The 19,303-nt window shown below is 73.8% G+C and carries 20 protein-coding genes; 12 read left to right on the top strand and 8 right to left on the bottom strand.

Features of this window, described 5'->3' with window-relative positions:
* Positions 1–74: 74 nt before the first annotated feature.
* Entirely contained in the window at positions 75–992 is a 918-nt protein-coding gene (locus tag ACWCSU_RS45895; protein ID WP_449942655.1) for an NADP-dependent oxidoreductase, read from the bottom strand.
* Between the two features lie 163 nt (positions 993–1,155).
* Between ACWCSU_RS45895 and ACWCSU_RS45890 the strand changes: the two genes are divergently transcribed.
* On the top strand, positions 1,156–1,926 hold the full coding sequence (locus ACWCSU_RS45890) for a methyltransferase domain-containing protein (protein WP_357707848.1): 771 nt from the start codon (positions 1,156–1,158) through the stop codon (positions 1,924–1,926).
* Positions 1,927–1,942: 16 nt separating this feature from the next.
* Here the strand turns inward: ACWCSU_RS45890 and ACWCSU_RS45885 are convergent, their stop codons facing one another.
* On the bottom strand, positions 1,943–3,091 hold the full coding sequence (locus tag ACWCSU_RS45885) for an FAD-dependent oxidoreductase (protein ID WP_449942654.1): 1,149 nt from the start codon (positions 3,089–3,091) through the stop codon (positions 1,943–1,945).
* A gap of 36 nt (positions 3,092–3,127) precedes the next feature.
* On the opposite strand from ACWCSU_RS45885, the gene ACWCSU_RS45880 reads away from it, so the two are divergent.
* A complete protein-coding gene (locus ACWCSU_RS45880; protein WP_449942653.1) occupies positions 3,128–3,475 on the top strand; it encodes a hypothetical protein in 348 nt (115 codons plus the stop codon).
* 24 nt (positions 3,476–3,499) lie between these two features.
* Here ACWCSU_RS45880 and ACWCSU_RS45875 read toward each other — a convergent pair whose 3' ends face one another.
* A complete protein-coding gene (locus ACWCSU_RS45875) occupies positions 3,500–3,889 on the bottom strand; it encodes a PPOX class F420-dependent oxidoreductase (protein WP_357707843.1) in 390 nt (129 codons plus the stop codon).
* A 167-nt stretch (positions 3,890–4,056) separates the two neighbouring features.
* Between ACWCSU_RS45875 and ACWCSU_RS45870 the strand changes: the two genes are divergently transcribed.
* Entirely contained in the window at positions 4,057–4,302 is a 246-nt protein-coding gene (locus tag ACWCSU_RS45870) for a hypothetical protein (RefSeq protein ID WP_449942652.1), read from the top strand.
* A gap of 52 nt (positions 4,303–4,354) precedes the next feature.
* A complete protein-coding gene (locus ACWCSU_RS45865; protein ID WP_449942651.1) occupies positions 4,355–5,398 on the top strand; it encodes a M20 metallopeptidase family protein in 1,044 nt (347 codons plus the stop codon).
* Positions 5,399–5,485: 87 nt separating this feature from the next.
* Here the strand turns inward: ACWCSU_RS45865 and ACWCSU_RS45860 are convergent, their stop codons facing one another.
* Positions 5,486–7,282 carry a CocE/NonD family hydrolase gene (locus tag ACWCSU_RS45860; RefSeq protein ID WP_449942650.1) on the bottom strand — a complete coding sequence of 599 codons (1,797 nt, stop codon included), beginning with the start codon at positions 7,280–7,282 and terminating at the stop codon, positions 5,486–5,488.
* Between the two features lie 96 nt (positions 7,283–7,378).
* A complete protein-coding gene (locus ACWCSU_RS45855) occupies positions 7,379–8,665 on the bottom strand; it encodes a cytochrome P450 (RefSeq protein WP_449942649.1) in 1,287 nt (428 codons plus the stop codon).
* A gap of 113 nt (positions 8,666–8,778) precedes the next feature.
* On the opposite strand from ACWCSU_RS45855, the gene ACWCSU_RS45850 reads away from it, so the two are divergent.
* The 7 genes from ACWCSU_RS45850 (at position 8,779) to ACWCSU_RS45820 (ending at position 15,519) form a co-directional block, all read left to right on the top strand.
* Positions 8,779–9,795, top strand: coding sequence for a polysaccharide deacetylase family protein (locus ACWCSU_RS45850; protein WP_449942648.1), 1,017 nt, complete (start codon positions 8,779–8,781; stop codon positions 9,793–9,795).
* Between the two features lie 263 nt (positions 9,796–10,058).
* Complete coding sequence (locus tag ACWCSU_RS45845) at positions 10,059–10,592, top strand: hypothetical protein (RefSeq protein WP_449942647.1); 534 nt, start codon at positions 10,059–10,061, stop codon at positions 10,590–10,592.
* Positions 10,593–10,596: 4 nt separating this feature from the next.
* On the top strand, positions 10,597–11,001 hold the full coding sequence (locus ACWCSU_RS45840) for a GntR family transcriptional regulator (RefSeq protein WP_357707833.1): 405 nt from the start codon (positions 10,597–10,599) through the stop codon (positions 10,999–11,001).
* Complete coding sequence (locus ACWCSU_RS45835; RefSeq protein WP_357707831.1) at positions 10,998–11,885, top strand: ABC transporter ATP-binding protein; 888 nt, start codon at positions 10,998–11,000, stop codon at positions 11,883–11,885. Before ACWCSU_RS45840 ends, ACWCSU_RS45835 begins: the two co-directional genes overlap by 4 nt.
* Positions 11,882–12,937 carry an ABC transporter permease gene (locus tag ACWCSU_RS45830; RefSeq protein WP_449942646.1) on the top strand — a complete coding sequence of 352 codons (1,056 nt, stop codon included), beginning with the start codon at positions 11,882–11,884 and terminating at the stop codon, positions 12,935–12,937. Before ACWCSU_RS45835 ends, ACWCSU_RS45830 begins: the two co-directional genes overlap by 4 nt.
* Entirely contained in the window at positions 12,934–14,352 is a 1,419-nt protein-coding gene (locus ACWCSU_RS45825; protein ID WP_449942645.1) for a S41 family peptidase, read from the top strand. The genes ACWCSU_RS45830 and ACWCSU_RS45825 overlap by 4 nt, the downstream gene beginning before the upstream one ends.
* Before the next feature lie 12 nt (positions 14,353–14,364).
* Entirely contained in the window at positions 14,365–15,519 is a 1,155-nt protein-coding gene (locus ACWCSU_RS45820; RefSeq protein ID WP_449942644.1) for an alpha/beta hydrolase family protein, read from the top strand.
* Between the two features lie 231 nt (positions 15,520–15,750).
* Here ACWCSU_RS45820 and ACWCSU_RS45815 read toward each other — a convergent pair whose 3' ends face one another.
* Positions 15,751–17,073, bottom strand: coding sequence for an FtsX-like permease family protein (locus ACWCSU_RS45815; RefSeq protein WP_449942643.1), 1,323 nt, complete (start codon positions 17,071–17,073; stop codon positions 15,751–15,753).
* Entirely contained in the window at positions 17,070–17,849 is a 780-nt protein-coding gene (locus tag ACWCSU_RS45810; RefSeq protein WP_449942642.1) for an ABC transporter ATP-binding protein, read from the bottom strand. Before ACWCSU_RS45810 ends, ACWCSU_RS45815 begins: the two co-directional genes overlap by 4 nt.
* A 95-nt stretch (positions 17,850–17,944) precedes the next feature.
* Here ACWCSU_RS45810 and ACWCSU_RS45805 point away from each other — a divergent pair, with 95 nt between their 5' ends.
* Positions 17,945–18,769 carry a TetR/AcrR family transcriptional regulator gene (locus tag ACWCSU_RS45805; RefSeq protein ID WP_449942641.1) on the top strand — a complete coding sequence of 275 codons (825 nt, stop codon included), beginning with the start codon at positions 17,945–17,947 and terminating at the stop codon, positions 18,767–18,769.
* Between the two features lie 4 nt (positions 18,770–18,773).
* Here the strand turns inward: ACWCSU_RS45805 and ACWCSU_RS45800 are convergent, their stop codons facing one another.
* Entirely contained in the window at positions 18,774–19,301 is a 528-nt protein-coding gene (locus ACWCSU_RS45800; protein ID WP_449942640.1) for a GNAT family N-acetyltransferase, read from the bottom strand.
* Between the last annotated feature and the right edge of the window lie 2 nt (positions 19,302–19,303).

Here is a 19,303-nt window from a genome sequence, read left to right as displayed (position 1 = left end):
TAGCCTACGCGGCCCCGGCAGGCGACGCACCCGTGGGGACGGCGGGCGGCCTGCCGTACCGCCCGTCGCCCGATTTAGGGCCGGAGCACGATCTTGCCGTGGGCGTGGCGGCGTTCCAGCTCGCCGAAGGCGTCCCGCACCCGCTCCAGCGGGTACACGCGGGCGATCGGCACCTCCAGCTCACCCCGCGCGGCGAGCCGGGCCAGCTCCCCCACCACGACGGCGCAGGCGGCCGCCCCCTCCCCGAACGTCCGCGCGCCGACCCTGGCCGCGCCCGCCCAGTCGCAGATGGTGTCGATGCGCTCGGGCCGCACGCCCAGCTCGACCGCGAGCTCCACGTAGCCGTCCCCGTAGGTGTCGATGAAGGCGTCCACGTTCCCGCCGGAGGCCGCCCTGATCCGCTCGGCCACGCCCTCCCCGTACGCCACCGGCACGACGCCGTGCCCCTTCAGCCAGGCGTGGTTCGCCTCGCTCGCCAGCCCGATCACCGTCGCCCCCCGGCGCCGCGCGAGCTGCACGGCGATGGACCCGACACCGCCCGCCGCCCCGGACACCACCACCGTCTCCCCCGGCCCGGGATCGACCGCGAACACCGTGGCGTACGCCGTCGTGCCGGCCACGTACAACGACCCGGCGACCTCCCACGGCAGTCCCGCCGGGCGCAGGGTCAGGGCCACGTCGTCCACCACGACGAACTCGGCGTGGCTCGCCCTGCCGTGGGTGAAGCCGAGCACCTCGTCGCCCACCGCGAACCCGCGCACCTCCGGACCGGCCTCCACCACCACACCGGCCAGATCGCTGCCCTGCCCGGACGGGAACGTCGCCGGCCAGCGCCCGTGCCGCGCCCCCTGGCGGATCATGCTCTCGCCGGGCTGGATCCCGGCCGCGCGCACCTCGACCAGCACCTGACCCGGTCCCGGCACCGGACGCCCGACCTCCTCCACCCGCAGGACGTCGATCCCGCCATACTCGTGGAACCGCACAGCCTTCATCGCCTGGTCACCGCTCTTCCTCCTCGGGGCCGGTCCTCGGATCGGCCGCACCCCACCATGCCCGCACCCGGCCGCCGGAGGAACGGAGCGCTCTTCCCAGGACCGGCGATCCTAGGGAGGGCCACTTGACTTCAAGTGGACTTGAAGCCGCAGGATCCCGCACATGACCAAGAACCAGACGACAGGCCGTACCGGCGAAGAGACCGACGCGCTCATCGCCCTGCTGGACATGGCGGACAACATGCCCGGGGCGGGCGAGCTGCGTGCGCGTTCCTACGAGTTGCTCGACCTCGTCCCGGAGGCGGCGGTGGCCGACGTCGGCTGCGGATCGGGCCGCGCGGTGGCGGAGATGGCCGAGCGGGGCGCGCGGGCGATCGGCGTCGACCCCGACGAGCGGATGATCAGCGTGGCGGGCGGGCGCTGGCCGGCCGGTGAGTTCCGGGTGGCGCAGGCGTACGAGCTGCCCTTCGCCGACGGCGAGCTGCGCGGCTACCGGGCCGAGAAGGTGTTCCACGTCCTGGACGATCCCGCCCGCGCCGTCGCCGAGGCGCGGCGCGTGCTCGCCCCCGGCGGGCGGATCGTGCTGCTCGGACAGGACTGGGACACCTTCGTCATCGACTCCGGCGACGCCGCGCTCACCCGCCGGATCGTGCACGCCCGCGCCGACCTCGTCAGGGCCCCGCGCGTGGTCCGCCGCAGCCGCAACCTCCTGCTGGACGCGGGCTTCACCGACGTCACCGTCGAGGTGCGCACCACGGTGTGCACCGACGCGACGATGGTGCCCGCGCTGGCCGATCTGGCCGGGAAGGCGCGCGCGGCCGGGGCCGTCACCGACGAGCAGGCCGAGACCTGGCTCGCCGAGCAGCGCGAGCGCGGCCGGACCGGGCGGTTGTTCCTCGCCCTGCCGATGTTCGTGACCGCGGCGACACGCTAGCCCACCTGCGCCTGGGTCAACGGCGGGGCGGGGCGAGGTCGGCGAGCTCGCCGCTCTGGTGCCGTTCGAGCAGGGCCTCGGCGCCGTGCTCAAGGGCCCGGGCCGCCTCCGCCGCGCGCGGGAGCATGGTCGTCTCGTACGCAGCCACGGCCTCGGCCACCGTGGCGGAGCCGGCCAGCGCGAGGGCGAGCTCGCAGGCGTCGAGCATGGCCAGGTTGGCGCCGGCGCCGAGCGGCGGCATCAGGTGGGCGGCGTCGCCGAGCAGGGTCACGGACGGCGACCGCTCCCACGCGTGCGGGACGGGCAGCGCGAACAGCGGACGGTCGACGTACGGCCCGTCGTTGCCGCTGATCATGCGCAGCAGCGACGGCGACCAGCCGGAGAAGGCGTCGAGCAGCCAGGAGCGGATTCCGGCGGTGTCGCCGGCGTTCAGGCCGTTCGCGGCGATCCAGCCGGCGGGCAGGCGCTGGATGACGTAGACGCGGATGTGGTCGCCGCCGTTGCGCTGGGCGAACAGGGCGCGGTCGCCGTCGGCCGCGGTGGCGCCGCCCTGGCCGACGAGCTCGGCGAGGTCGGGGTGCGCGTTCCCGACGTCCTGGAACCACGCCTCCAGGAAGGTGACCCCGGTGTAGCGCGGCACGGCCGCCGACACCGCCGGCCGCACGCGGGAGAACGCGCCGTCGGCCCCGACGACGAGGTCCGCCTCGACGGACGTGCCGTCGGTGAAACGCACCCGCCGCGGGCCGCCGGCCGGGCCGGTGACCTGCTCGACGGCCTGGCCCCACCGCACGGTCCCCGGTTCCAGCGAGCCGAGCAGCAGGTCGCGCAGCGCGCCCCGGTCGATCTCCGGCTTGAACAGCTCGTCCTCGGCCGGGACGTGGTGGTCCAGCAGCCGTCCGGCCGGGTCGAGCAGGCGCATCTCCTGCCCTTCCGGGCGGGCCAGCCGGAAGAAGCCGTCGAGCAGGCCGGCCTCGCGCAGGGCGACCTGCCCGTCGTCGGCGTGCAGGTCGAGCGTGCCGCCCTGGTCGCGCGCCCGCGGGTGGGGGTCGCGTTCGTGCACGGTCACGGGGATGCCGTGCCGCTGCAGGACGCGGGCGCAGGTGAGCCCGCCGGGGCCCGCCCCGATGACGTGGATCCGCGCGGCGGCGGGTGCGGGTGAGCGCATGGCTGAACCTCTCGTTCAGGGGGCCGGGTCGCGGCGGTGCGCGGGCGCCCCGAGGGGCAGAGCGTCGTCGAGGCGCTGCGCGGGCACGTACTGGCGTCCTGGCCGCCGCTCGCGGCCCATCCGCTGCGGGCCGAGTTCACCGAGCTGGTGGAGTCCACGCCGGCGCTGCTGGAGTACTACGAACGGATGTGGACCCGGCACACCGCCGCCCTCGGCACGGCCGTCGCCGAGGACGCGGGCGTGGCCCCCGACGACGTCGCCTGCCACGCGCTGGCCCGGTTCGTCCTGGAGACGCCGGCGCTCACCCGGGGGCGGAAGGATCTTCGCGGGGCCGTCGAGCAGGTCTTCGACCTCCTCGCGCACGGCTGGCGCCCGCCGAGCTGACGGCCGGACGCCGTCCCGCGCCCCTCAGACGATCCGCGACGACCGCCCTCCGTCGATCCCCCACGAGACGATCCTGGTGGGCGTGATCGTGATGACCTCCCGCGAGAAGTACGGCACCGGCGGCTCATGGTCGGTCGAGGCCACCGCCGTGCCCCGGATCTCGATGCCGCGCACCACCCACGGGTCGACCGAGGCCAGGTCGTCCACGACGAGGGCGACCGTGCTGCCCCGCTGGACGTTCCTGAACTTCTTGGAGGCGCCCATCGCGTGCCCGCCGATGGTGATCGTGCCCGAGGCGGCGTCCACGAAGAAGCCCACGGGGTTGTTCTGCACGTCTCCGGAGGGGGAGACGGTGGCCAGGCGGCCGAGGTGCTGTCCGGCCAGGTAGTCGAGCTCTGGCTGCGTGAAAATCATGCGGGAAGTATGCAACGTTGACACCGGCGTCATCCCAAATCACCTCATGGGGCGCGGATCACTGTCACAGGCGCCCGGTGGCCGGCATCTCCTGTGCGACCGGCCACGACGGCCGCGGACGACGACCGTCCGGCGCCGTCGGCCGGCCACGAGTGAGGACCACGATCATGGAACCCCGCTTCGCCCTGATGAGCAACGCGCTCGGCGCCAAGATCGCGACCGCCGCCGGGGAGAGCGCGGTGCGGGTCAACCTGGTGGCCGCCCGGCGCGAGTCCACGGTGTACACCGACGCCGAACGCGCCGCGCCGGTCTCCCTGATCGGCGTGATCAACGCCAACAACCGGCTCAACGTGATCGTCCGCAACCCGGGCGGCTCCGACGAGCCCGGCATGTTCACCGGCCTGGCGAACTGACGCCGGCACGTCGCCCCGGACGGGGGCCGGGGCGATGTGTCAGCATGCGGCCATGAGCGACGACGATCTGATCGAGTTACGCCGCGAGATCCACCGCCACCCCGAACCGGCCGGCCAGGAGCGGCGCACCGCGGCCCTGGTCGCGGACGCGCTGCGGGCGGCGGGCCTGGAGGTTCGGACGGGCGTGGGCGGCCACGGCGTGGTGGCCGTCCTGGACGCGGGCGACGGGCCCGCCATCGGCTACCGGGCCGACATGGACGCGGTCGCCGTGCCCGGCGGCGCGGAACACCTGTGCGGGCACGACGTGCACACCGCGATCGGCGTGGGCGTCGCGCGGGCCCTGGCACGCGAGCAGACCTCGGGCCGGACGGTCTTCTTCTTCCAGCCCGCCGAGGAGACCTGCGAGGGCGCCCGCGCCATGATCGCCGACGGGGCACTGGACGCGGTCCCGCCGCAGGAGGTGTACGCCGTGCACTGCGCTCCTCTGCCCACGGGGACGTTCGCGGTGGCCCCGGGGTTCGGGCACCCCGGCCAGGACATCTTCCGCATCGAGGGCCTGTCTCCCGAGGAGGCGCGGCGGTTCGAGGCCCTGGTCGAGGGCCTGTCGACGGTGACCCCGCCGATCACCCCCGAGGGCATGGCCCGGCTGGCGGCCGACATGCGCGTCCCCGGCGGCCCGCTGGCGACCTTCGTCCACGCCCAGGCCCATCGCGAGCCGGACGCGGTGCAGGGCTGGGTCCGGGCCTGGCCGGACAGCCGGTACGACGACATCCGCTCGCTGCTGCGCGCCCAGGCCGGGGACCGCGTACGGTTCGTCGGGCGTCATCCGGCGGCGGTCAACTCGCCGGAGCACGCACGGGCCGGCGCGCGTCACCTGAACGCCATGCTGCTGCACGCCTCCTATCCGTTCAACGGGGAGGATTTCGGACTTTTCCTGGAGCGGGCTCCAGGAGCGATGTTCTTCTTCGGCGTCGGCGAGGAGGGCACGCCGCACGCCCCGGACTTCGCGGCGGACGAGCGTGCCGTCGGCCTCGGCGTCGAGGCGATGACCGCTTTCCTGCGCACCCGTGGCGACCGTCACGGCGTCGAGCCCTGACGACCCGCATCGCCCTGGCAGCCTGCTCGGTCCTGCTGCCGGCCGTACCCCCGCCCAGGCGGCCGCCGCGGCGCGCTTCTGGCCCGGTCAGTGGCGGGACACCCGCAGCGGGAAGGTGCCGGCGCCGACGCCGCCGAGGGTGGTGGTGTAGGCCGCGAGGTACCGGTCCAGGTACGGCGAGCGGTCGCCCTGGGTGGCCACGTCGGACCGCGCCGACAGCAGGTCGAGGCCGAGCCGCGCGCCGGAGACCCTGATCGTGTTGCCCGAGGGCACGTCCAGCCAGCCGTTGGACTCGATGGTGCCGATCTGGACGCCCAGCCGGTGCCCCCGCTCGAACGTCCAGTCGGGCGACTTCAGGTCGAACGCGACCGGGCCGGCGCGCTCCAGCAGGGCGACGTTCTCGTCGAACATGGTGGCCCGGCCGTCGGGGGCGACGTCCCACAGGCGGACCATCACGTTCCCGCTCGTGCTCGCGTCGAGCCTGATCCTCGGCGTGCCGGTGAGCCTGAGCTTCTCGGCGGCGGGCGTGGACCAGGTCCAGAAGCTGCTCGATGCGGCCGCGCTCTGCCTGGCCGAGTTCTTCTCGGCGGTGGTGAGCGGTTCGAGGGGCGGTGCGTGCTCCATGTCCCAGCGGCCCGAGGGGGTCGAGGTCGCCGTCGCGGCGCCGCCGCCGTCGTCCAGGTACGCGCCGGCCGACAGCCGGGCCTCGTACGACGTCGTGGCCACCGGCCAGGTCGGCTGGGCGCGCCACAGGCCGAGGCTGTCCTCGATCGCGTACGCCGGGTCGGCCACCGAGGGCCGCACGCCGCGCAGGTACTGGTCGTAGAACCGCATCACCTCGTCGAACCAGCCCGCGCGCCCTTGCAGCAGCCGTCCCTGGGCGTCGGTGTCGTTGCCGCGCACGTGCTCCCACTGGCCGAGCCAGCCGCGTTCGCGGCCCCGGTGGTTGGCGAGGTAGACCTCCATGTCCTCGGGCTTGGTGTTGGGCTCGATGAAGCCCTGGGTGACCAGCAGCGGCGTGCTGGTGCCGGCCGCCCGGTCGGCCAGGTTGCGCGCCCGCCAGTAGGCCGAGCGCAGGTCGGGGTTGTTGTTGTTGGTGACGTTGTCGGTCAGGCAGGCGGGATGGGCGGTCTCGTACTGGGCGTTCGCCTTGTACCGGTCGCTGTCGTCGGCCATCGGCGGCATCGTCGCGATCGAGTTGTACGCCTGCGGCGTGCCCGTGACGTTGGGCCGCGGGACCTTGTTGCTGAACAGGTAGTTGTACATGTTCCAGACCGGCTCCTGGGCGACGACCGCCTTCAGGCTCGGCAGCCTGAGGTTGTTGCCGACCAGGCCGGTGACCGCGTCGTAGGACTTGCCGTACATGCCGACCTTGCCGGACGACCAGGGCTGGGCCGCCGACCACTCGACGGCGGCCCGCACGTCGGCCTGCTCACCGGGGCCGACCCAGTCCAGGCAGCCGGTGCTGCCGCCGAAGCCGCGCAGGTCGACCATCACGAAGGTGTAGCCGCGGGCCATCAGCCCGGCGCCGTCGACGAAGTCCTGGAAGCGCGCCGACGGGCCGACCCGGTCCCAGCCTTCGGGGCCGGTCTGCCCGGCGTGGGCGAAGTAGGGGCCGACCGAGACGATCACCGGCGTCCGCGCGGCGGCCGGCAGGTGCGCCGGGCGCAGCACGTCGGCGTGGAGCTCGACGCCGCTGCCGTCGGAGGAGGGGAAGAAGGCCTCGGTCCAGGCGGCGCCCACGGGGACCCGGGGGTTCTCCTCGTGCGTCACCCCCGGGGCGGCGGTCCGGGCCGAGGCGGGCGGGCCGCCGGCGGTGAGGGCGGTGAGGGTGACCAGGGCGCCGGCCGCCACAGTGGCCGTCGCCTTTCCGCGGATGTTCATCGACTCTCCCGTGCATGGGCGGCGTCCGAACGAGCGTGCATCACTCATATGCCAGCGCGCACGCCGAGGCAAGACCCGCCACACCCGTCCGGCGCGTCAGCGGGGGCGGCGGCCGGTCAGGCGCATGCGGATGTCGTGCTCGGCCCACAGCACGAAGCGTTCGACGGGCGTCACCGGATGGTCCTCGACCGGCTCGAAGGCGAACCTCCTGAGCAGTACGGCGAGCACCAGCTCGGCCTCGACCATGGCCAGGCTCGCGCCCTCGCAGCCGCGCGGCCCGAGGCCGAAGGGAAGGTAGGCGTAGCGGTGGCGGGCGGCCTGCGCCTCGGGGGTGAACCTGTCGGGTCTGAACGCGTGCGGGTCCGGCCAGTGGCGCGGATCGAGGTGGACGGCCCAGAAGGGGTAGAAGATCGTGGTGCCCGCCGGGACGTGGTGGCCGCCCAGGGTGAGGTCCTCGGTGGTCTCGCGGGCGCCGTACGGGCCGGGCGGGTAGAGGCGCATCGACTCCTTGAGCGCCATCTCCAGGTACGGCAGCCGTCGCAGGTCGGCATAGTCGGGGGCGGCGCGCTCGCCCAGCACGTCGTCCAGCTCGGCGGCCACCAGCGCGGCCGGGCCGGGGTTGCGCGCGAGCAGGTGCAGGGTCCAGGAGACGGCCACGCCGGTGGTGTGGTGGGCCGCGAGCATGATCATGAGCACGGTGTCCCTGATCCGGGCGGGCGACATGTCCGCCTTCGCCAGGGCGGTCACCAGTTCGCTGCCGCCGCGGGCCAGGACCCCGTCCACGACCTCGCGCAGGTACGCCAGCGCCCGCTCGCCGCGCGCCCGGTCGTCGTCGCGCTCGTACAGGCGGCCCAGGTGCACGGTCAGCACGGTCTCGAACGCGCTCACCACCCGGGCCGGGTCGACGAGGCCGCCGCCCAGGGCGTACTGGGCGATCATGCGCAGGGACAGCTCGCTCAGGTCCTGCTGGAGCGCCACCGGGCCGTCGGCGGCGCGGCGTTCCCAGCGGTCGGCCAGCTCGGTGGCCAGGGTGACGAAGCTGGCGAAGTGCGCCTCGTGCGACCGGCGGCCGGCGAGGACCGAGAGCAGGACCCGGCGGAAGGGGCCGTGCTCGTCGGCGGGCAGCGTCTGCAGGTTGCCGGCCTCGCACAGGGGGGCCAGGAACTCGAAGAGCTCGTCGGGGCGCTCGTCGATCGCGGCCGTGGCCTCCAGCAGCACGGGGTCGGCCACCGAGATCGCCGCCGGCGCGCCGGGGAGCTGGAAGCGCACCAGCGGGCCGTACCGCTCGTGCAGCCGGAGCTGGTAGGTGTGCAGGCCGCCGGCGGCCGCGACGGCGCTCAGCCCGCCGTCCGGCGCGGGAGGGGGACCGGGGATGTCAGGCACCTGGCCACCGTCTCGCGTACGCGCCCGCCCGGCAAGTACGCCACCCGGACCGAGAATTGACGGAGGTCGTCCCGTGCTGGACGATCGGTTGGAAGATTTCCGGCCTACCTTCGGTGCGCGGGCCGGCCGAGGCGCTGGAGGCCGTCCTGCCCATGCCGGTGCTGCCGGAGAACGACGTCGACCTGGCCGCGGTCGCCGAGCCGCACGAGCCTCCACCTACGAAGGGTTCCCTGATGACGCTCGCCTCCCGGCTCGGCCACGCCCCCGACGACCGGCTGCTCATCGTCAACGCCGACGACTACGGCATGAGCCGGTCGGCCAACCTCGGCATCACCTCCCTGCTGCGGGCCGGGGCGATCAGCTCGGCCACGGTGATGACGCCCTGCCCGTGGGCGCCGCAGGCCGTCGCCGAGGCCGCGGGCTTCGACGTCGGGGTGCACCTGACGCTGACCAGCGAGTGGGAGGGCTACCGCTGGGGCCCGGTCACCCGCGACCGGCCCGTCCCCACGCTGGTGGACGAGACCGGCTACTTCTTCCGCGACTGCGCCTCCTTCGAGCGGTCCGCCGACCCCGACGAGGTCCGCGTCGAGATCGTCAACCAGATCCGCAAGGCCGTCGCGCTCGGCCTGGACCCCTCGCACGCCGACAACCACATGGGCAGCCTGTACGGCCTGGCCACCGGCCGCCACTTCCTGGACGTCGTCCTGCCGGTGTGCGCCGAGTTCGGCCTGCCCTTCCGCCTGCCCCGCTCGCTGGAGGGCACCGGCGCGCCGGAGGAGCTGGAGCCCGTGGCGCAGGCCCTGGCCGCGATGGCCGACGAGGCCGGGGTGGTCATCCTCGACCGCCTGTGGTCGCTGCCCTTCCAGCAGGCCGACGGCGAGGACTACGAGTCGCTCAAGAAGGACATGATCGGCCTGCTGCGCTCGTTGCGGCCGGGCGTGACGGAGATCTACATCCACCCCTTCGAGGACACCGACGAGCTGCGCGCGATCATGCCGGGCGCGGCCAAGCGCGGCTGGGAGCTGGCCCTGTTCACCGACCCCGACGTCCGGGAGGTCCTGGACGGCGAGGACGTCAAGCTGATCGGCTGGCTCGACCTGCGGGCGGTGCAGCGCGGAGAACGCCCCTGACCTCGGGCGTGGCGGCGGCGTACGAGGGCCGGGGCCGGCCGGGCTTGGGGTTGCGTTCGGACTGGTCGACCCGGTGCCACCGGCCTCCTGCGGGCCGTCAGTCCGCTTCCAGGACGAAGAACACGAAGGCCGGGAACCTCGTGCGGGTGGGCTCGATCTCGCGGAGCTCCTCGGCGCGCCGGCCGGTCACGTCCCCGGCGAGCTCCAGCATCGCGGGCCGCTCGTAGCAGGCGGGTGCGCAGGCATACGGCGTTCGTCACCGAGTGAGTGCCGGGCTGCAGGTTGAGTGGCGGCGGGCCGCGTGGGGGACACGCCGGGAGTCGGGCGGTGCCGTTGTCCCGGTACACGCCATCGCACGATGGCCGGCCGTCCTCGTCATCGCCGCCGCCATCCCGGCGGGAACGGGCTCGTCAACCGCGGACGTTGTCGTCGAAGTTCGGCTCGTGGAAGAGCGGAGCGTTGGCCGCGGGCGGCACCTGGAGGTATTCCCATCGGTGCTGTCGTGGCCGAGTACGGTGACGACCTTCTGCCGCCTCCTGGCCCGTGTGGCCTTCGTCGGCTACATGCTGCTACTCGGCCTGATGTCCGCCGATCCACCCCTCCCCCGCCGGACGGCGGCGGCCCTTCTCCCGTGGATCGTCGTGGCGGCCGCGGCCGCGCTCGCCCACCGGATCACGTCCAGGGGGCACTGGCCGTTCAGACGCGGGCCCGGCGTCTGGATCAGCGCCTTCCTCGCCTCCTGTACAGCGCTCCTTATGATCCTTAACATCTGGGACTCTAAAGTGCTAGCAGGCTAGATAAATGGAGAAGCCGGTGATCGAGTTCCACCTGGACAGCAGGTCGGGCGTCTCGCCGTACCTGCAGCTGGTCCAGCAGGTACGGCACGCGCTACGGCTCGGCGTGCTGCGCGAGGGCGACCAGATGCCGACCGTCAAGGAGGTCGTGGCCCATCTGGCGATCAACGCCAACACCGTCCTGAAGGCCTACCGCGAACTGGAGCACGAGGGCCTGGTCGCCGCCCGGCCGGGGGTGGGGACGTTCGTGACGGCGACGCTCACCAACGCCTCGCTGGCCGCGCACGGCCCGCTCCGGCTGGAACTGCGGCGCTGGCTCGCCAAGGCCCGCCGCGCCGGCCTCGACGACGAGAGCATCGAGGCCCTCTTCATGACCACCTTTCGGACCGCCGCTCAGGAGGACATAGCGTGAACAGTGTCTTGAAGGCCCAGGGACTGGGCCGGAAGTACGGCAGGCGCTGGGCGCTGCGCGAGTGCACCGTCGACGTCCCGGCGGGATACGTCGTGGGGCTGGTGGGCCCCAACGGAGCCGGCAAGACGACGCTGCTGAAGCTGGCCAGCGGCCAGCTTGAGCCGTCGGCGGGCGGCATCACCGTGCTGGACGGCCGTCCCGCGGGCGGCCCGGCCCAGCTGGCCAAGGTCGGGTTCGTCGCCCAGGACACCCCCGTCTACGCCGGGCTGAGCGTCGCCGATCATCTGCGGCTGGGCGCGCGGCTCAACCCCCGCTGGGACGCCGCCATGGCGCGGGACCGGATCGCGCGGCTCGGTCTCGATCCCGCCCATCGGGCGGGCAGGCTGTCGGGCGGCCAGCGCGCCCAGCTCGCCCTCACCCTGGGCCTGGCCAAGCGGCCCGAGCTGCTGATCCTGGACGAGCCGGTCGCCTCGCTCGACCCGCTGGCCCGCCGCGAGTTCCTCCAGGGACTGATGGAGGCCACGGTCGAGCACGAGTTCAGCGTGGTGCTCTCCTCCCACCTGGTCTCCGACCTGGAACGCGTGTGCGACTTCCTGATCGTGCTCGTCGACTCCCGCGTCCAGGTGTCCGGGGAGGTCGAGCACCTGCTGGCCACCCATCACCGGCTCACCGGCCCGCGCCGCGATCCCGACCGGCTGCCCGCCGACCAGCACGTGGTCTGCGCGCGCCACACCGACCGCCAGAGCACGTACGTGATCCGCACCGAGGCCCCCATCCACGACCCCGCCTGGACGGTCACCCCACTGGGCCTGGAGGACCTCGTCCTGGCCTACCTGGACAAGCACAGCGCGGACCGGCGAGTCGCCCTGGAGGTGCGCCGATGATCTGGCTGACCTGGCGCCAGTTCCGCGGCTCGGCCGCGGCGACGGCCGCCCTGCTCGTCGTCCTCGCCGTCGTCCTGGCCCTGACCGGCCCCGGTTTGGCCTCCGACTACTCCGCCGGGATCGCGGCCTGCGTCCAGGACGACACCTGCGACCGCTTCTACAACCGTTTCTTCGGCGGGCACGAGACCTCGTTCATGGGCCTGACCCTCGTCGTGCTGCTCCTGCCCGCCCTCGCCGGGGTCTTCTGGGGAGCACCGTTGATCACCCGCGAGCTGGAGGCGGGCACGCACCTGATGGTGTGGAACCAGAGCATCACCCGCAGCCGCTGGCTGGCGGTCAAGCTCGGGCTCATGGGCCTGACCGCCGTGGCTGTCGCCGGTCTGTGCGGTCTCATGGTGACCTGGTGGTCCACCCCTCTGGACAGGTCAGCCTCCGAGAGCCTGGCCCTGATGGCTCCTCTGGTGTTCGGCGCGCGCGGCATCGCCCCGCTGGGGTACGCGGCCTTCACCTTCGTCCTCGGCGTGACCGTGGGCATGCTGGTACGCCGCACGCTGCCCGCCATGGCGCTGACGCTGGCCGTCTTCGCCGCCTTCCAGTTCGCCATGCCGCTGCTGGTCCGGCCGCACCTGATGCCCCCGATCACCGCGACCTTCGAACTCGGCAAGGCGAACGTGGACGGCATCGGCATCAACCGGGACCGAGGCGGATATGTGGAGATCCGTCTGAGGTCGGCGGTTCCCGGTGACGCGGGAGCCTGGGTGCTGTCCACCGACCTGCTCGATCCGTCCGGGCGCGTGCTCGGCGGCGAGGGCGGCGACGGCGGCTACGGCACCGCCCGGGTGTCCACCACGTCGGGGCCCTGCGCGCCGTCGGCGGGGGCCGGGGGCGGCTGCATGGTCGAGCTCAACCGGCTCGGCTATCGGCAGCGGGCCACCTACCAGCCCCTTGAGCGCTTCTGGCCCTTCCAGTGGATCGAGACCGGGATCTACGCCCTGCTCGCCCTCGGCCTGTCGTGGTTCTGCTTCTGGTGGATCCGCAGGCGCCTGTCATGACCGTCACCAGGATCGCGTCCGCCGGGCTCGTCCTCCTCCTGGCGGCGGCCTGCACGGCCCCGACGCCGCCGCGTGGCCAGGCGAGCACGGCAGCCGGCATGGTCTGCGCGCCGCCCCAGGGAGCTCCCGGCCCGGAGACGGCCACCACGATCGACGTCATCGAACAGGCCTACTTCTGCATCCTCGGCACCTACTACAGCGGTGCCACGCTGGACGCCCGCGCGCTGCTGAGCGCCGGATTCGCCGCCCTGATCCGGGAGCTCAACCGCAACGGACGCGACCTGCCCGAGGCCACCATGCCGGCGCTGACCGGCGACCGCAGGACCGACTGGGCCGCCTTCGAGACCGCCTACCGCAGGATCACCGATCAGGTCCCCGACCTTCGCGACAAACTGGCCGTCGTCACCCTTGAGGCCATCGTGGCCGCCCTCGGCGACGACCACGCCCGCTGGGCGCACGACATCAAGCAGCCCCCCGACCACTACGACGGCGACGGCTACGGCCTGGGCTTCCTGGCGAACGTCAACGGCCCGCAGGTGGACGGCGACCCCGGCGTCGCCGTCCCGCCGGTGTTCGTCACCGCCGTGGAGGGGGGCGCGGCGCGGGCGGCCGGGCTGCGGCCGGGCGACGTCATCGAGTCGGTCAACGGATCGGCGCCGTTCATCGACGGGAAGGCCACCCCCGCGATCGCCGCCCTCCACCCGGCGTACCCGGAGGCGCGCCCGGTCCGGTTGCGGCTCCTGCGGCAGAGCACCGGCCGCCGCTGGAACGTGACGCTCAAGCCCGGCCTCTACCAGCGGGACTGGGCCACCTTGCGAGTGGTGACCTCGAAGCTGCTGGACGACGACGTCGCCTACGTACGGCTGCGCGGGTTCGCCCCCGACTCCGCGGACCGGGCACTGAAGGCGATCGCCAGAATGCGCACCGGCCGTCCCCTGTCCGGCGTCGTGCTGGACCTGCGCGGCAACGGCGGCGGCAGTCCTGTGGAGGCGACCCGGCTGGTCAGCGGGTTCGGCCACGGCAAGGTCACCGCCTACCAGTGCACCGTGGACGGCAGGTGCGAGACCTCGCGCACCGACGACACCGTCGAACTGATCGGCCTGCCGCTGGTGGTGCTCATCGACCGCGGCTGCGCCTCGGCGTGCGAGCACTTCAGCTCCGCGGTCAAGGACCTGCGCCTCGGCCGGCTGGTCGGCACCAGGACCGCCGGCGTCATCTCCGGCCCGGCGCGGCCGTTCCTGCTCGCCGACAACACCACCCTGAGCTTTCCCGTCAGGCACCACCTCGGGCCCGATCGCGAGGTGATCGACCGGATCGGCGTGCCGCCCGACCACCACGTGCCGCCGACCCCGCGGGACGCGGCCGCCGGGCGCGACCCCGCGCTGGCCAAGGCCCTCACCTTGCTGGAGGAGTGAATGGACCTCTCGATGAGACGGCTCCCGGCGGTCGCCGCGGGACTGGTCGTCCTGGCCGCGTCCGCCTGTTCCGCGCCCATGCCGCCCCGGTCCGCCGCGCCGTCGGCCGCGCCGGCCGGGCCCGCCACGCTGCCCGCCCCCACCGGCGACCATCCGGTCGGCACCACCGCCCTCTACCTGAAGGACGCCTCCCGCCCCGACCCCTGGAACCTCGACGTCGACGCCAGGGAACTCAAGGTCACCCTGTGGTATCCGGCCGAGCGGCGAGACGGGCGGCGGGCGGCGTACATGACACCGCAGGAGGCGGAGCTCGGCCTGCGGCGCCTGGGGGTCGGGGGCGTGCCGGACGGCACGCTCAGCGGGACGCGCACCAACGCCGTCGCCGACGCCGAACCCGCGGGCCGGAACCTGCCGCTGGTGGTGTTGTCCCCCGGCTTCACCAATCCGATGAACACGCTCACGTCCCTGGCCGAGGACCTGGCCAGCCGCGGGTACGTGGTGGCCGGGATCGACCACACCTACGAGAGCTACGCCACGACCCTCCCCGGCGGGCGGGTCGCCGAATGCCTGGCCTGCGACAGCGACACCGACCCGGGCTTCGGCACGGGGGTGGTCGCGGGACGGGCGGCCGACGTCTCCTTCGTGCTCGACCAGCTTCCGGCGAAATGGCGTGGGTCCGACCTGATCGACCGATCCAAGATCGCGATGGTCGGCCAGTCGATCGGCGGGGCGAGCGCCATGGCTACCATGGTGCGGGACTCCCGCGTGCGCGCCGGCGTCGACATGGACGGCACCACCTACGCCCGCATCCCCAAGAACGGGTTCTCCCGGCCGTTCCTGTTCCTGGGGTCGCCGCAGCACGTCCCCGGCGGTCGCGACACCTCGTGGGAGCGGGACTGGAAGCTGCTGACCGGGTGGAAGCGCTGGCTCGTGTTGTCGGGGGCGGAACATCAGTCCTTCACCGACGGGCCGCTGACGGCCGGCGCCCTCGGGATCAGGCCCGCCTCCGGCGTCCTGCCCGCGGCGCGCGCGGCCGAGCTCACCCGCACGTACGTGGCCGCCTTCCTCGACCTGCACCTGAAGTCGAAGCGGCAGCCCCTCCTGGACGAGCCGTCCTCGCGCTACCCCGAGGTCGGATTCTGCCCCGCGGCGTGCGGGCCGCGGTGACGTCGAGCTCCAGCATCACCTTCCGGCCGACCAGGACGGCGGTGACGGCGGCGGCCGGCCTGGCGATCCTGGAGCGCACGGTCAACGGCCGGCCCGGCCTGGTGGCCCAGCAGGACGGTGTGACCGTGGCGGTGATGGCCTTCGAGGTGGCGAACGACCGGATCAGCCACTTCTGGGCCGTACGCAACCCCGACAGGCTCCGCGCCTGGACGGCGGGCTGCCCCCCGCCGGTCAGGGGGCGGACATCGCCTCGACCGGCCCGACCCGCAGCGCCCCCGCGGCCGTGGGGATCGAGGCCGCCAGCACGAGCAGCAGCGCGCCCCCGGCGACGGCCGCGTACGTCCAGCCGGGCCCGGCCGCCATCGGCGAGCCGGTCCTGACCAGGTTGTACGGCACGGTGGTCGCCGCGGCGGCGACCGTGCCGAGCACGACGGCCAGGAGCGCGGTCACCACGCCCTCGGCCACGACCGTCGCCATCACCTGCCCTCGGGTGGCGGCCGACAGCCGCAGCAGCCCGAACTCGCGGCTCCGGCGGCGGGTGGCGGCGATCAGCGTGTTGACCACGACGATCGCCGTGAACGTGATGATCATGGCGACGACCAGGTAGTTCACCGGGGCGAGCCGCGCGCTGACGTCGGCGGCGCCCCGGTGGAGGCCGTCCTCGGTGCTCTGCATGGACAGCGTGCCGCCGGCGATGCCGACCAGGAGGATCAGCGGCCCGGCCACGCTGCCGGTGTGCTGGGCGCGGGCGTGCAGGTTGCGGACGGCCAGCCGCCCGGACGCGCCCAGCCTGGCCTCGGCCAGCCGGCCGACCGGCCGTACGGCGACCGGGCTGAGCAGGGCCAGGCCGACCGCGACGGCGACGCCCGCCGGGCCCGCGGTGCTGGACAGCAGGGGGCCGTCGTCCATGAACAGGGTCGTCACCGACAGGCTCAGCCCCAGTGTCAGCAGCAGCGCGCCGGCGACGACGCGGCCCCGGCCGAGCGCGCGGCCGGGCGCGGCGGCGGCGAGCGCCCGCACCGGCGGGATGGACGCGGCACGCCGGCTGGAGATCATCGCGGCGGCCAGGGCGGCGGCCAGGGACGTGCCCGCGCCGGTCGCGACGCTCGGCCAGCCCGCCGCCAGCCCGATGCCCGCCTCGACGAGGCCGCCGTCCGTCAGCCGGGCCAGCACGACCGCCCCGAGCCCGGCGCCCGGCGGCAGCCCGGCGGCGATCGCGGGGACGGCCACGAGGAGCGTCTCCAGCACGACGTTCTGCCGGATCTGGCGTGGGGTGGCCGCGATCGAGCGCAGCAGGGCCAGCTCGCGCTCGCGGTGCCCGATGGTCAGCGACACGGTGGACACGACGCCGAAGGCCACGATCGCCAGGGTCCAGCCGCCCAGGATGGCCGGCAGCATGACGAGGAAGCCCTGGTCACGGCCCGTGGCCAGGCCGGTCTCCAGCAGGCTCGCGAACGCCGTGAGCAGCGCGGTGCCGGCCGCCAGGACGGCGGCCGAGGCCAGGTAGGACGCCCGGTGGGCGCCGATCGTGCCGAAAGCCAGCCGCCACCTCATCGCACGCCTCCCGCGTGGACGGGCGCCGACAGGCGGGCCATACGGGCCGCGACCGTGGCGGCGTCGGGGCGTGTCAGGTGGTCCACGACGCGGCCGTCGGCGAAGAACACCACGACGTCGGCGTACGAGGCGGCCACCGGGTCGTGGGTCACCATCACGATCGTCCGTCCCTCCTGGGCGGCGGCCTGGCGCAGGAGGCCCAGCACCTCGCGGGCGGCCTGCGTGTCGAGCGCGCCGGTCGGCTCGTCGGCGAACACGACGGCCGGTTCGCCGAGCATCGCGCGGGCGATGGCCACCCGCTGCTGCTGGCCGCCGGACAGCTCGCCGGGCCGGTGTCCCGTCCGCTCCCCCAGGCCGAGCCGGGTGAGCAGCGCCCGTACCCGCCGCCCGTCGGCGCGGCGGCCGGCGAACTCCATGGGCAGCGTCACGTTCTGCGCCACCGTCAGTGTGGGCACCAGGTTGAAGGACTGGAAGACGAACCCCATCCGCTCGCGCCGCAACCGGGTCAGCGCCGCCTCGTCGAGGCCGTCCAGGCGATGGCCGTCGAGGACGACCGATCCGGAGTCGGGCCGGTCCAGACCCGCCGCGCAGTGCAGCAGGGTGCTCTTGCCCGAGCCCGACGGGCCCATCACGGCGGTGAAGGTGCCGTGCGGGATCGCCAGGGACACGTCGTCGAGCGCGGTCACGGCGGTGGCGCCGCCGCCGTGGCGTTTCGTCACATGGTGGAGTTCAAGAGCCATTTTCGTCACAGAATTGGCGTACGGTGCACGAGTCATAAATACACCGTACATCAATTGCCGATTAATGCGACTTTAAAGGGATGAAGTATAATTTCGTCACAGAATTCGGTGGTGACGAAAAGGGGCGCTACGTGGCGGCGTGCGAGGTGTGCGGGCGGGAGCTCCGGACGGCGGAGCGGGGGCGGCCCCGGCGCTACTGCTCGCGCGCCTGCCGCACGAGGGCCTACCGGGCGCGGCTCGCCGAGCCCCCACCCGCCGAGGAGCCCGCGGCCCCGGCCGGACGGGCCGCCGAGGCGGCGCTCGACCAGGACCGGGTCGTACGGGCCGCCGTCGCGCTCGCCGACCGGGAGGGGGTCGCCGCAGTGTCGATGCGCCGGATCGCGACGGACCTGGGCGTCGGCGTGATGTCCCTCTACCGGTACGTCCCGAGCCGGGAGGAGCTCAACGACCTCATGGTGGACGCCGTCTTCGCCGCCCGCCCGCTGCCCGAGCCGGGGCCGGACGGCTGGCGGGCCAGGCTGGAGCTGTCCGCGCGGCTGGAGTGGGAGCTCTACCGGCGGCACCCGTGGATGTCGCACCTGGTCGCGGTCACCACCCGGCCGCCGGTCGCGCCCGCGCTGATGGCCTACACCGACTGGCGCATGCGCGCGCTCGACGGCCACGGGCTCGACTTCGCCACGCTCGTCCAGGTCGCCATCCTGATCGGCACGTACGTGCAGAGCGCCGCCGTGCCGCTCGCCCACGAGGCGCAGGCCGCACGTACCAGCCGGCACTCGCGGCGGGAGTGGGCGCGGGCCCGCAAGGAGGCGTTCGCGCGCAGCATCGGGGCGGAGCGGCTGCCGATGGTGTCGGAGTTCGGGGACGAGGCGTTCGAGGCGTCGGAGCCGGAGAACATCTTCGAGTTCGGCATCCACCGCCTGCTCGACGGCATCGAGCTGCTGCTGCGGCGCGGGTGAGCGGCTATTCGGGGCCGGTGGGCACCCGGTAGCGGCGTTTGCGCTCGGTGAGGTCGAGGAGCCGGCCGCCGTTGGCCTCGATGACCCGCCGGGAGGCGGTGTTCGTCCGGTCGCACATGACCAGGGCGTGGGCGATGCCCAGCCGTCGCGCGATCGGCAGCGCCGCGGCGAACATCGCCGTCGCGTGCCCCAGCCGCCGGGCGCCGGGGCGCACGTCGTAGCCGATGTGGCCGCCGAGCCTCTCCAGCTCAGGGGTGAGCCGGTGGCGGACGGCCAGCCTGCCGAGGAAGCGGTCGCCGTCGGCCCACCACAGCGTGGTCATCGGCACGAAACCCGCGCGCGTGCCCGCCTCGGTGCGTTCGCCGAGCAGCCGGTCGGCGTACGCGGCGAAGGCCGCCGGGTCGGTCAGGGCCTCGGGATCGACGTCCTGGACGAACCACGGGACCGGGAAGTCCCGGTCGGCGCGGAACTCGGCCACCGCCTCCAGGAAGGACGTCCGCAGCCCGGCCGTGGGGTCGATGAGATCCGGCATGC

This window comes from Nonomuraea sp. NPDC001699 (assembly GCF_053596455.1).
This window is presented reverse-complemented; position numbering and strand designations above follow the sequence as displayed.

What these genes read in the sequence shown, in the direction of transcription:
- ACWCSU_RS45895 (WP_449942655.1), bottom strand. Translation starts at nt 992, where the DNA reads ATGAAGGCTGTGCGGTTCCACGAGTATGGCGGGATCGACGTCCTGCGG.
- ACWCSU_RS45890 (WP_357707848.1), top strand. Translation starts at nt 1,156, where the DNA reads ATGACCAAGAACCAGACGACAGGCCGTACCGGCGAAGAGACCGACGCG.
- ACWCSU_RS45885 (WP_449942654.1), bottom strand. Translation starts at nt 3,091, where the DNA reads ATGCGCTCACCCGCACCCGCCGCCGCGCGGATCCACGTCATCGGGGCG.
- ACWCSU_RS45875 (WP_357707843.1), bottom strand. Translation starts at nt 3,889, where the DNA reads ATGATTTTCACGCAGCCAGAGCTCGACTACCTGGCCGGACAGCACCTC.
- ACWCSU_RS45870 (WP_449942652.1), top strand. Translation starts at nt 4,057, where the DNA reads ATGGAACCCCGCTTCGCCCTGATGAGCAACGCGCTCGGCGCCAAGATC.
- ACWCSU_RS45865 (WP_449942651.1), top strand. Translation starts at nt 4,355, where the DNA reads ATGAGCGACGACGATCTGATCGAGTTACGCCGCGAGATCCACCGCCAC.
- ACWCSU_RS45860 (WP_449942650.1), bottom strand. Translation starts at nt 7,282, where the DNA reads ATGAACATCCGCGGAAAGGCGACGGCCACTGTGGCGGCCGGCGCCCTG.
- ACWCSU_RS45840 (WP_357707833.1), top strand. Translation starts at nt 10,597, where the DNA reads ATGGAGAAGCCGGTGATCGAGTTCCACCTGGACAGCAGGTCGGGCGTC.
- ACWCSU_RS45830 (WP_449942646.1), top strand. Translation starts at nt 11,882, where the DNA reads ATGATCTGGCTGACCTGGCGCCAGTTCCGCGGCTCGGCCGCGGCGACG.
- ACWCSU_RS45825 (WP_449942645.1), top strand. Translation starts at nt 12,934, where the DNA reads ATGACCGTCACCAGGATCGCGTCCGCCGGGCTCGTCCTCCTCCTGGCG.
- ACWCSU_RS45820 (WP_449942644.1), top strand. Translation starts at nt 14,365, where the DNA reads ATGAGACGGCTCCCGGCGGTCGCCGCGGGACTGGTCGTCCTGGCCGCG.
- ACWCSU_RS45815 (WP_449942643.1), bottom strand. Translation starts at nt 17,073, where the DNA reads ATGAGGTGGCGGCTGGCTTTCGGCACGATCGGCGCCCACCGGGCGTCC.
- ACWCSU_RS45810 (WP_449942642.1), bottom strand. Translation starts at nt 17,849, where the DNA reads ATGACTCGTGCACCGTACGCCAATTCTGTGACGAAAATGGCTCTTGAA.
- ACWCSU_RS45800 (WP_449942640.1), bottom strand. Translation starts at nt 19,301, where the DNA reads ATGCCGGATCTCATCGACCCCACGGCCGGGCTGCGGACGTCCTTCCTG.